Annotated in this window: 9 protein-coding genes; 5 read left to right on the forward strand and 4 right to left on the reverse strand. The window is 72.9% G+C overall.

The features are described from left to right. Positions 1-5: 5 nt before the first annotated feature. Both AB0D44_RS23325 and AB0D44_RS23330 read right to left on the reverse strand, forming a co-directional pair. Positions 6-272 carry an acyl carrier protein gene (locus tag AB0D44_RS23325; protein WP_362594252.1) on the reverse strand — a complete coding sequence of 89 codons (267 nt, stop codon included), beginning with the start codon at positions 270-272 and terminating at the stop codon, positions 6-8. Between the two features lie 12 nt (positions 273-284). Next, positions 285-1406, reverse strand: a complete 1122-nt coding sequence (locus AB0D44_RS23330) for a SchA/CurD-like domain-containing protein (protein ID WP_362594253.1) — start codon at positions 1404-1406, stop codon at positions 285-287. 147 nt (positions 1407-1553) lie between these two features. Between AB0D44_RS23330 and AB0D44_RS23335 the strand changes: the two genes are divergently transcribed. Both AB0D44_RS23335 and AB0D44_RS23340 read left to right on the forward strand, forming a co-directional pair. Next, positions 1554-3200, forward strand: a complete 1647-nt coding sequence (locus tag AB0D44_RS23335) for an FAD-dependent monooxygenase (RefSeq protein WP_362594255.1) — start codon at positions 1554-1556, stop codon at positions 3198-3200. Between the two features lie 35 nt (positions 3201-3235). Continuing rightward, positions 3236-5662: a SpoIIE family protein phosphatase gene (locus AB0D44_RS23340; protein ID WP_362594256.1), complete on the forward strand. Its 2427-nt coding sequence runs from the start codon at positions 3236-3238 to the stop codon at positions 5660-5662. A 43-nt stretch (positions 5663-5705) separates the two neighbouring features. Here AB0D44_RS23340 and AB0D44_RS23345 read toward each other — a convergent pair whose 3' ends face one another. Together AB0D44_RS23345 and AB0D44_RS23350 are read right to left on the reverse strand one after the other, a co-directional pair. Continuing rightward, complete coding sequence (locus AB0D44_RS23345; RefSeq protein WP_362594257.1) at positions 5706-6356, reverse strand: TetR/AcrR family transcriptional regulator; 651 nt, start codon at positions 6354-6356, stop codon at positions 5706-5708. Positions 6357-6444: 88 nt separating this feature from the next. Beyond that, a complete protein-coding gene (locus AB0D44_RS23350; protein ID WP_362594259.1) occupies positions 6445-8508 on the reverse strand; it encodes a discoidin domain-containing protein in 2064 nt (687 codons plus the stop codon). 197 nt (positions 8509-8705) lie between these two features. On the opposite strand from AB0D44_RS23350, the gene AB0D44_RS23355 reads away from it, so the two are divergent. The 3 genes from AB0D44_RS23355 to AB0D44_RS23365 all read left to right on the forward strand — a co-directional run bounded on the left by AB0D44_RS23355 (position 8706) and on the right by AB0D44_RS23365 (position 11671). Further along, positions 8706-9935: an MFS transporter gene (locus AB0D44_RS23355; protein ID WP_362594261.1), complete on the forward strand. Its 1230-nt coding sequence runs from the start codon at positions 8706-8708 to the stop codon at positions 9933-9935. Continuing rightward, entirely contained in the window at positions 9932-10168 is a 237-nt protein-coding gene (locus AB0D44_RS23360; RefSeq protein WP_362594263.1) for a hypothetical protein, read from the forward strand. Before AB0D44_RS23355 ends, AB0D44_RS23360 begins: the two co-directional genes overlap by 4 nt. Positions 10169-10270: 102 nt before the next feature. Then, positions 10271-11671, forward strand: coding sequence for an NADP-dependent succinic semialdehyde dehydrogenase (locus AB0D44_RS23365; RefSeq protein ID WP_362594265.1), 1401 nt, complete (start codon positions 10271-10273; stop codon positions 11669-11671). Positions 11672-11812 lie beyond the last annotated feature (141 nt).

An 11812-nucleotide genomic window follows, 5' to 3' on the forward strand; every position in this document is an offset into this window, starting at 1 on the left:
GCGCGTCATACCTCGGTCATGAGCGCACTGTTGACGAGGTCCAGGAACTGGCGCGGTGACTTGCACTTGTCCGCGTCGGGGGGCAGGGGCCGGCCGCTGCGGTTCTCCAGCTCCCCCACGATCCCCAGCAGCCCGAGCGAATCGAGCCCCCACTCCTCGAAGTCCGCGTCGGGGCGGGCGGCCATGGCCGCGGGGTCGACGCTCACCCCCGCGCCCTTCTGCATGAGAGCGGCCAGTTCGTCCATGGTCAGTCGAGTCGGTCCAGCGGTCATGACGACCTCTCCTCAGGCTTGCGCCGGCAGACGCCGGTCGGTGATCAGACGCATTTCGGAACGCCACAGGAAGCGCGTCAGCTCGTCGTCGGTCGTGGGGACGCCGTCCTTGGCGCTGTCGAGCAGCCGGGCCAGTACGGCCGCCTTGTGGCTGCCCTCCACGCCCAGCGCCAGCGCGGGCCGGGCGTCGAGCGGGCCGCGCACGTCCAGGAGCCGGACGACGATGTCGTCGCGCTGGAAGACCGTGCTGCTCCGCACGGGGCTCGTGGGGTCGTCCACGGCGGCCTCGTCCTGCCGGGCCAGCAGCCGCGCCAGCGCCGTGCCGCACCCGTTCTTGGCGGGATAGAAGAGCGCGTGCCGCCCGACGTCCGCGGGTTCGGGTCCGCCCGACGCCACGTGGTGGACGGCGGGGAGCGCGGCCCGGGTGAAGAACATGCGGGCGGAGCCGGGGTCGTCGAGGTCCCGGTCCTGCTCCAGGTGCGGGTTGAGCGCTTCCTCCAGCGCCCTGACACCCGGCTGCCGGGCCACGTGGCGCAGCGCCGCCAGGAGATCGCCCTCCACCTCGACGGACCGCACCACGCGGTTGCCGTGCATGAAGAGGGAAGTGCGCCGCAGCCGGGTCTTGTCGTCGACCCGGGCCTGCGGGGAGGCGTACCCGGACAGCAGTTGCGCGACGGTGTGCTCCCTGCCCGGCTTGACCGTGAAGGTGAGGGCGTGGCGTACGACGCCGTCGCCGTGGCGGGGGGCGGAGGCCATCGCGGCGGGCGCCGGATCCGTGCCCGGTGCGGGGGCCTTGCCGGTCTCCCGCAGGACGTTGAACCGCAGCGAGCGGGTGTCGCGCACACAGCCGTGCAGCGGCTGGACCGTGGCGACGTGCTCCTCGCTGTTCAGCCAGGCCAGGAAGGGCGGTGCGCTCTCCCATTCGCTGGTGATGAGCCACTGCGAGGGGTTCTCGATCGACTGGCACAGCTCGTCGCTGATGTGTCCGGGAACGGACGACACCCGCCGGCGCATGTGCTCGTAGACCTCGAGGAACTGGTTCTGAGCCCCGTCGTACAGGTCCAGCAGCAGTACGACCCGAAGCCTCGCGCCGTCGAAGGCGGACTGGGATATCCGTTCCGACAAGGTCGTCATCGTTCACACTCCTTCGGCAAATCGCGGTCGCCACGGGGCGGCACCACCCGAACCGATCGTGGTCCGGTAGTGCCATCGGCGCGAGAGGGGAGTACCAAGCGGGTGAACGGGCGAGGGAACGACCCGCGCACAGGGCATGGAAGAGCCATGAAGGAAAACGTCGACCACCGCGTCCCCGTCCTCATCGTGGGCGGCTCGCTGGTGGGCCTGTGCACCTCGCTGTTTCTGGGCCGGCACGGCATCAGGCACATGCTGGTCGAGAAGCATGCGGGCACCTCGATGCACCCGCGCGGACGCGGCATCAACGTACGGACCATGGAACTGTTCCGCGTCGCCGGTGTGGAAGGCCGGATCCGGCAGGCCGCCTCGGTCCTGGCGGGCAACCACGGCATCCTGCAGGGCGGCTCGCTGACCGGCGAGGACCAGGAGTGGCTGTTCCGGGAGATCGACCCCGGGGGTGCGCTCGCCCGCTTCAGCCCGTCGGCGTGGTGCCTGTGCAGCCAGAACGACATCGAGCCGGTGCTGATGTCCGAGACCCCCGCCCTCGGGGCGGACCTGCGGTTCTCCACCGAGCTCCTCTCCTTCGACTCCGACGACACCGGTGTGACGGCGATCGTCAAGAACCGCGACACCGGGGAGCACAGCACGGTGCGCGCGGACTACCTGGTCGCCGCCGACGGGCCGCGCAGCCCCGTACGGGAGCAGCTCGGCATCGGCCAGAGCGGCCACGGAGACCTGTTCCACAACGTGAGCATCACCTTCCGCTCCCGCGGGCTCGCCGACGTGGTGGGCGACCGGCGCTTCATCGTCTGCTACCTGACGAAACCGGACGCGGACGGGGCCCTGCTGCCCGTCGACAACCGCGAGCGGTGGGTCTTCCACGCGCCGTGGCACCCCGACCGGGGCGAGACGCTGGAGGACTTCACCGACGAGCGCTGCGTCGAGCACATCCGCCGGGCCGTCGGCGATCCCGGCCTGGACGTCGAGGTCACCGGCAAGGCCCCGTGGCACGCCGCCGAGCGCGTCGCCGAACGGTACGGGAGCGGACGCGTCTTCCTCGCCGGGGACTCGGCCCACGAGATGTCCCCGACCGGGGCGTTCGGCTCGAACACCGGGATCCAGGACGCGCACAACCTCGCCTGGAAACTCGCCGCCGTGCTGAACGGCGCCGCCGGACCGCGACTGCTGCAGACCTACGAGGCCGAACGGCTGCCGGTCGCCCGGGCGACGAGCGAACGCGCCTCCGCCCGCTCGGCGGAGCACAGCCACCCGGGATACGAGCCCGAGCCCGACTCGGCCTCCGCCGCGCCCGGCGGCGGACGGCCGGGCGGGGTGCTCTCCGTCGCCATGGGCTACCGCTACACCGTGGGGGCCGTGCTGGGCGCCGATCCGGAGCAGCCCGTCGTGCCCGAGCGGATGCGGCTGTCCGGTGATCCGGGCACGCGCGCCCCGCACATGTGGCTCCACGGATCGGGCGGACGGCAGTCCACGGTCGACCTCTACGAGCGGTCCTTCGTGCTGCTCAGCTCCGAGGGCACGCCCTGGCGGGCCGCCGCCCGGTCCGTCGCCGGGCTGCTCGGTGTGGGCCTGGACGCGTACGCCATCGGCACCAGCCCGGAGGCCGACCTCACCCCTGAGGCGGGCGCCGACTGGGCCGAGGTGCACGGCACGACGAAGACCGGGGCGGTCCTCGTACGCCCGGACGGCTTCGTGGCCTGGCGCACGCCGGAGGCCGTGATCGATCCCGAGTCCGTCCTCCACGAGGTCCTGAGCCTGCTGCTGTACCGGTCCTGAGGCGGCTTGTCGCCACCCCGTGACATCCTCGAAGGATGACGGGCGAATCCGCGCTCCCCGGCGAACGCGACGGCGACGGCGCCGAGCCCGCACCCGCACCCGAGGTGCTGGCGCTGGCCAAGGTCGTGGCGAAGCTGCGCGCGGAGGTCTCCACCCTGGAGGGGGCCGCCTCGACCACGGCCGTCGTGGAGCGGGCCGCCGGCGCGCTGATGGCCCGGGAGGGCCTGTCCGCGGAGGAGGCGTACGAGACGCTCCTGCAGCGGGCCACGCGGCGGGGGCGCACCCTGCTGGAGGAGTGCTGGATCACGCTGGGGCAGGTCCGCTCGCGCACCGCGCCACCCCCGCAGGCCCCCGCACAGACCGGTCCGCCGTCCCAGGAGGCCCTGTCGGCCTTCAGCACCGACCGTTACCTCACCGGCACCGGCCGGAGCGGCGGACACCGGACGATCCTGGCCCGGCTGGCCGACGGCCTGGCCGGAGCGGGCAACCCGCACGAGATCGCCGAGCTGCTGCGGACCGTACTGGGCGACGCCGTGGGCGTGGACGGCGTGATGATCTACGCGGTGGGGCCCGCCGGCAGCCTGAAGCTGGCCGGGCACGCCGGCATCGATCCCGCCCTGGCCGAGCAGTGGCAGCACGTCCCGCCGCTGAGCGGGGTGGCCGCCCTGGAGGCCATCGGCGGCGGACGGGCGCTGTGGCTCGAGGATCCCGCACGCGACGCCACCCGCTACCACCTGATCGGGGACCCGCCCGAGCGGTGGCCGACCCGCGCCTGGCTCCCCGTACCGGGCGACCGGCCGGTGACCGCGGCCGTCGGGTTCCTGCGGACCCGGCCGGACCCCTTCGACACCGGGACCCGCAGCCTGCTGCGCCGTGCCGTCCGGCTGTGCGCGGACTCCCTGCGCTTCATCGGGCGTTCCGGTGCCCCCGGCACGCGGGGCGAGGCCGAGACCGTCCAGCGGATCCTGGACGCGATGTCCGGAACCGCCGTCCTCCTGACCCCCCTGCGCTCGGAGACGGGGGAGGTCCAGGACTACCGGATCGACGCGGCCGCGCCGGGATCGGTCGACGTGGCGGGGCGGCGGGGCAAGGAGCTCGTCGGGCGGCACGTCCTGGAGACCTATCCCACCGTGGCGGGAACGGCCCTGTGGGAGGGCTACCTGGACACGCTGACCACGGGAACGACCTATGAGGGCGAGCCCTTCGTCTACGAGGAGGTCAGCGTCGGGGTCCCCCGGAAGTCCACGTACTCGGTCCGCGCCACGCGCCTGGGCGACCGGCTGGTCGTGTCCTGGATCCGCCACGACTCCCAGGAGCGCGAAAGCCGCCGGCTGGAGGACATGCAGCGGCTCGGCAACCTCGGCTGGGCGGGCTGGAACCTGGCGACGAACACCATCGCCTGGTCCGACCAGGTCTACACGATCTTCGACCGGGACCCCGCCCTGGGGCCCATGCCGCTGGACGAACTGCCCCTGCACCTCGTTCCCGAGGACCTGCCGGTGCTGGGCGCGGCCGTCGAGCTGCTGCTGGTCGAGGGGACCGCCATCGACCAGGCCTTCCGCATCACCACCGCGGACGGCGTACGGCACCTGCGGATCGTCGCGGAGGCGCAGAAGGACGCGGACGGCACACCGGTCGAGGTGCACGGCTTCTTCCAGGACCTCACCGCGCTGCGGGACGCCGAGCTCGCCCTGCGCGAGAGCGAGCGCGCGGTCCTCGTGGAGCGGGGCATGCTCCAGGCCGAACGCGCCCTCGCCGCCCGGCTCCAGAACGCGCTGCTGCCGATCCCCGAGCAGTCCATGGAACTGGCGGGCCTGCGCATCGACGTCGCGTACGTCCCCTCCGAGAGCGGGGTCAACGTCGGGGGCGACTGGTACAGCGCGATCGAACTCCCCGACAGCAGCGCGCTCTTCGTCGTCGGCGACGTCGCCGGGCACGGCCTCGACGCCGTCGCGACCATGGCCCAGCTGCGGTTCACCACCAAGGGCATGACGATCACGGGCTCGGCGCTGCCCGATGTGCTGAGCCGGCTCAACACCCTCCTGCTGCACACCGCTCCGGACAACCACGGGGCCACCGCCACCGTGATCATGGGCGTCTACCGGCCCGAGGACCGCCGCCTGACCTGGGCACGGGCCGGGCACCTGCCCCCGCTGCTGATCCGCGGCGGCGCGGCGCGGTTCCTTCCGCTGCCCGAGGGATGCCTGCTGGGGGCCACCTTCGACTCCGTCTACGTGCAGGAAAGCCTCGACCTGGAACCGGGGGACCACCTGGTGCTCTACACGGACGGCCTGGTCGAGGAGCCGGGGGAGGACATCGGTGTGGGGCTCGCCCGGCTCGCCGAGAGCGCCCGGCGGCTGCTGGAGGCCGGCGGGAGCCCGGCCCTCGCCCGCACCCTGGCCGCGCGGCGCCAGGACCACCGGGACGACATCTGCGTCCTGGACATCCACGTCCCGGACTAGGCGGTGCGGGGGCGGGGGCCGGGGGCGAGAGCGGGCGCAGGCGTCAGGCGCAGGTGCGGGTACCGGTGCAGGTGCCGGGGTCCGTGCCCGTGTCCGTGCCCGGTTCGCCGACGAGGCCGGCGACGTGGTCGGTGACCGTGTCGAGGACGTGCGCCGGGGCCGCGTCGTTGCCCAGGACGAGGAGGCTCAGGGTCAGCCCGTCGGTCATGGCCGCCAGGTAGCGGGCCAGCGCGGGGACGGGCACCCGCAGGGCGAAGCCCATGACCGGGCGGAGCTGCTCGATGAGCTCGGTGTAGGTCTCCGCGTACAGCTCGTACTGGCGTCGGGCCAGGTGTTCGAAGCCCGGCTGGCGCAGGGCGTACTGGGTCAGCTCGTAGGTGAGCATGTGCTCGCCGGGGTGGGCGGCCACGTGCTCCCAGTACGCCTGGAAGCCGGCCCGGACGGTCTCCCGGAGGGTGGCCTTCGGCTGGATCGCCTCCTTCACCACCGCGATGTAATGATCGGTGATCGTCGAGATGACCGACTCCAGCAGGGCCTGCTTGGAGTCGAAGCAGTAGTGGAAGACGCTCAGCGACACGCCCGCCTCGGCGGCGATGGAGCGGGTCGTCGTCCGTGCGACGCCGTCCCGGGTCATCGCGCGGATCGCGGCCTCGGTCAGCTGCCGGCGCCGCTCGGCCGACGGCATCCGTGCCATGGGGGTTTCCTCCGGTCGTGGGGCAAGGCGCCGTGGCCGGCCGCGGCCTGCCGTGACCGGCAGACCGGGCCGGTCACGGCGCCGGGCGTCAGCTGCTGTACACGCCCACTTCGTGGAGGGAATAGCCCCACTGGGTGCCGCGCTGGAGGCCGTGGACCCGGACGTAGCGGGCCGGGGTGGCGGTGAACTGCGCCGTGTCCAGGCCGCCGTCACCGGTGGTCGTGGACCACACGGACTGCCAGTTCGTGCCGTCGGAGGACAGCTCGATGCGGTACGACTTCCCGTACGCGCGCTCCCAGTCGAGGGTGACCCGCTTGACCAGGCCGGGTGTGCCGAGGTCGATGCGCAGCCACTGGTCGTCGCTCCAGTCGCTGGCCCAGCGGGTGCCCGTACTGCCGTCCACGGCGCGGCCCGGCGCGTAGCTCATGAACGGGTTCCACTCGGCGGAGGAGGCCGAGGCGGCGGAGCCCGCGGCGAGGTTCACGCCCGCCTTGTGCTTCTCGGAGCCGCCCCAGGTGGTCAGGTACGACTCGGCGCCCTTGAACAGGTCGTCCACCACGCCCTGGCCGCCGACGATGCGGATGTCCTCGATCCAGTCGGGGACCAGGCCGTAGTGCGAGGCGCCGTCGGTGTTGAGGTCCCACGTCCGTTCGCCGGTGGTCTGCTTGTCGATGACCGAGCCGCCGTCGGTGCTGCGGAAGGGGTAGCGCACCGGGTTGGGGGTGTCGGCGCCGCGGGGACCGGGCCAGCCGCCGACGCCGTTCATGTCCGTTCCGTAGCCGTAGCCCACGTTGTACTTGTCGCGCAGGGCGTCGGTGCGCTTGGCCTCCGCGCTGAAGCCTTCGGCCCCGCCCATGTACTGGGCGATGAAGCCGCCCAGCCGGTACACGCGCTCGGTCCAGTCCAGGTCCATCCAGCTGTGCGAGGAGATCACGCCCGGGTAGGACTCGGACTCCAGGATGTCGAAGGCCTGGCCCGCGGCCTTCACGCTCATGTGGTCGATCTCCAGCATCATCTTGCGCTTCATCATGCCGCGCACCGCGTAGTCGCCGAGCTCGGTCAGGCCACGGGTGTTGCACTGGGCGTCCGCCGCGTACGAGGGGACCGTCACGCCCGCCGGGAGCTGCTTTTGCGCCGAGGGCGCCGCCGCGAGGCCGATGGGGTTGTCGTGCTGGGGGCCCCGGCACTTCTCGGTCTGCCAGAAGGTACCCGTCGACAGGAACTGGCCCACGTTGATCGCCGTGCCGAGCGCCCCCTGGTCGAAGCGGACTCCGCACAGGGCGTTGTCGAACTTGTGGCACAGGAACATGCTGCGCACGCCGAGCCGGTGCAGCTCGTCCAGGCCGCGGTCGATGTCCTGCTTGCTGCACTGGGCGACGTCCAGGATCTGCTTGCAGCCGAACGGTTCGGAGGTCTCCACGCCGAGCACCACGGCCAGCTTGCCCTGCTTGATGACCTCGCGGGCCTGCCCGGAGTCGGTGACGATGCGGAACCAGCCCTTGCCCGGGCCGCCGTACATCGTGTCGATGTAGGCCTGCATCTCGTACGTCTTCTGCGCTTCGAGGCGGATCGCGGTCATCTCGTCGCAACCGCGGTCCTTGAAGAAGTAGACCGAGCAGATCACGCCGTTGGTGACGAGGTCGTTGACGAGGACCCGCTGGCCGCCGCGCCAGGCCCGCTCGACCCAGGCGTAGTAGTTCTGCTGGTGGGTCAGCGAGTCGTGCGCCGGCCAGTCCTTGAAGGTCGGCCAGCCGTCGGGGTCGTGCCTGCCGTCGCCGCCCTTGGTGATGAAGTCGAAGACCGCGAGGGTGCCGTCGGGGTAGTGCTCGGGGCAGTCCTTGAGCGCGTCGGCGATCCCCTGCTCGGAGAACGGCTTGCCGCAGATGAGCCGGCCGCCGAACCCCTCGTTGGACATCAGGTGGTCGTGCGCGTCGACGAAGCCGCGGACGCGGCCCTGCTCGTCGGTCCCCTTGAAGGGCTCGCCCGTGACGTTGATCCCCGAGTCCGGGGCGGGCCGCGCGACCGGGTTCCACCAGCCTGGATCGGCCGAGGAGGTCGCCGCGGGGCCGAGCACCGAAGCCACCACGGCGAGGAGGAGCGAGAGCACCGCGAGGGGCCGATGCCGGTGGTACGGGTGTCCAGTCGTCGTCATCACTCACGTCCTGAATTGTCATGGCCCGCACAAGGGTGTGAGCCAAACGATCGCGACAGCCGCTCGCAGAGTCAAGAGTCCGGGACGCTTGACCTGATGATTCGTCAGAGTGCTGGCGCCGGGCGGGGGTGCGGCAAATCGTCTCACCATGCAGAACGATCTGTCTCATATAGCGGTTCCATGATTAGGGTTGGGGCATGAACGAGCAGTGGATACCCCGTAGTTGGCTGATGCTCGCCCTGGGCACGAGCGGCCAGGCCGCCAGCACCACGGCGCTCTACGGCCTGGCCTACCTGATCCCCGCGTTCCGGACGGAACTCGGGCTCTCGCTGGCCGGCGCCGGCCTGCTCGTCTCCTGCCCGGTCATCGGGATCCTGCTCGGCCTCATCGGCTGGGGGGTGGTCGCCGACCGGTACGGGGAGCGCCTGGCGCTGTCCGCCGGGCTGCTGATAGCGGCCGCGGCCACCGCCGCTGCGGCGGCCGTGCACGGCACCTGGACGCTGGGGGCGCTGCTGGTCCTGGCCGGCGCGGCGGGCTCCTCCGTCAACTCGGCTTCCGGGCGGCTGGTCATCGGCTGGTTCCCGCCCGACCGCCGGGGCATCGCCATGGGGGTCCGCCAGGCCTCCCAGCCGCTGGGCACTGCGGTGGCCGCGGCCGCCTTCCCCCCGCTCGCCCACCACGGCGGCCTCGCCGCGGCCTTCGGGTTCTGCGCCGCGCTGTGCGGCGCCGCGGGCGCCGCGATCGCCCTGTGCGCCGTCGATCCGCCGCGCCCCCGGCGGGCGGCGGGCGCACCGGCCGGCGCGGCGCCGTACCGGGGCGGCTACCTGTGGCGGCTGCACGGCGCCGCCGCGGTGCTGTGCGTGCCGCAGTTCGTGGTCACCGGTTTCGCCCTGCTCTTCCTGACCGAGGTGCGCGGCTGGTCCGCCGCCACCGCCGGAGGCGTACTGGCCGCCGCCAACCTGGCCGGCGCGGGGGTGCGGCTGCTCGCCGGCTGGTGGTCCGACAGCGTGGCGAGCCGGATCCGCCCGATGCGGCTGCTCGCCGCCGTCACCACGGCGGACCTCGTCCTGCTCGCCGCCGGTGCCGCGTGGGACTCCGCGGCCGGTACGGCGGCCCTGCTGCTGGCCTCGGGCCTGACGGTCAGCACCAACGGACTGCACAACACCGCGGTCGCCGAGTACGCCGGACCCCACTGGGCGGGCCGCGCCCTGGGAGTGCACGGGATGGGGCAGCACCTCGCCGTGGTCCTCGTCCCGCCGCTGGCCGGTGCGCTGGTCACCGGACCGGGCTACCCGCTGCTGTTCGCCCTGGCTGCCGTGTTCCCGGCGCTGGCGGCCGTACTGCTCCCGGCGCGCGACGAGACCGCGGACTGGCCGGTACCGGACGGCGGGCGGGCCGCCCCGCGGCCGCCTACCGTCGAGGTATGAGCGGGATCGTCGTGATGTACGAGGTCGAGCAGCCCGACCTGACCGTCCGGCGCGTGCACGCCGCGCCGGCGGCCCCGGGGACCACCTCGGTCCCGGGGCCGAGGACCCTGTGCGGCAAGGACACCTTCGCCATGCAGACGGCCCCGGCGCCGCCCTCCACCGACCCCGGTGCCCCGTGGTACCCCCCGCAGCAGGCGGACCTGAGGTGCCCCGCCTGCGACGACGCCGTCTAGTGCCGTGACCGCAGGTCCGCGACCCCGCGCCCCCGCGTTTGCGCGGCACTGCGCGGCGGGGCAGGGTCGAGGGGAGGCGGCCGTCCGGAGGAAGGTCCCACCATGCCCATCGCCACCGTGAACCCCACGACCGGCCAGACGCTGCGCACCTTCGACCCGCTCGACGCGGCCGGCGTCGAACGGTGTCTCGCGGACGCCGCCGCGGCGGCGGCCACGTACCGTCGCACGTCCTTCGCAGAACGCGGCGAACTCCTGACCCGTGCGGCCGCGCTCCTCGAGGCGGAGACCGAGGACATCGCGCGGACCATGACCACGGAGATGGGCAAGCCGCTGGCGGCGGCCCGCGCCGAGGCCGCCAAATGCGCGAAGGCCATGCGCTGGTACGCGGCCCGGGCCGAGTCCCTCCTCGCCGACGAGGAGCCCGACGCCGCCGACGTGCGCGACGCCGGAGCGGCCGCCGTCCGGGTGTCCTACCGCCCCATCGGGGTGATCCTCGCGGTCATGCCGTGGAACTTCCCCCTCTGGCAGGTCGTCCGGTTCGCCGCGCCGGCCCTGATGGCCGGCAACGTGGGGCTGCTCAAGCACGCCTCGAACGTGCCCCAGACCGCGCTCTACCTCGGCGAGCTCTTCCACCGGGCCGGGTTCCCCCGCGGCTGCTTCCAGACCCTGCTCATCGGCTCCGCGGCCGTGGAGGACGTACTGCGCGACCCGAGGGTGGCCGCGGCCACCCTGACGGGCAGTGAGCCCGCCGGGCGCGCGGTCGCGTCCGTCGCCGGGGACGAGGTCAAGAAGACGGTCCTGGAGCTCGGCGGCAGCGACCCGTTCATCGTCATGCCCTCCGCCGACATCGACCGGGCCGCCCGCACCGCGGTGACCGCACGCGTGCAGAACAACGGGCAGTCCTGCATCGCCGCCAAGCGCTTCATCGTCCACACCGACGTCCACGACGAGTTCGCCGAGCGCTTCACGGCCGGGATGCAGGCGCTCACGGTGGGCGACCCGATGGAGGACTCGACCGACGTCGGACCGCTGGCCACCGAGGCCGGCCGGGGCGACCTCGAACAGCTCGTGGACGACGCCGTACGCCACGGCGCGACGGTCCTGTGCGGCGGCCGGCGCCCGCCCCGGTACGCGAACGGCTGGTTCTACGAACCCACGGTGCTCAGCGGCGTCACCCCCGCCATGCGCATCGACCAGGAGGAGGCCTTCGGGCCCGTGGCCACCCTGTACCGGGTCGGGAGCCTGGACGAGGCCGTCGAACGGGCCAACGACACCCCCTTCGGGCTCAGTTCGAACCTCTGGACGCGCAGCGAGGAGGACGTCGAGCGCGTCGCGCGCGACCTGGAGGCCGGCGGTGTCTTCGTCAACGGCATGACCGCCTCGCACCCGGCCCTGCCCTTCGGCGGCGTCAAGCGGTCCGGGTACGGGCGCGAGCTGTCGGGCCACGGAATCCGGGAGTTCTGCAACATCACCACGGTCTGGCGGGCGGCGGAGCAGGACTGAGCCGCGCGCGGCCGGGTCAGCCGCGCGCGGCCCGGGTCGCCCGCCCTAGGGGGTGTCTGACGGAGGTCCGCGGCGTCGCGGTGCCCGGCACGCACTCTCGCCGCACCGGCCGAAAGCCCAAGTACGTCCAGTACGAGGGCA

This window comes from Streptomyces sp. NPDC048349, assembly GCF_040651925.1.
Classification (GTDB): Bacteria; Actinomycetota; Actinomycetes; order Streptomycetales; family Streptomycetaceae; genus Streptomyces.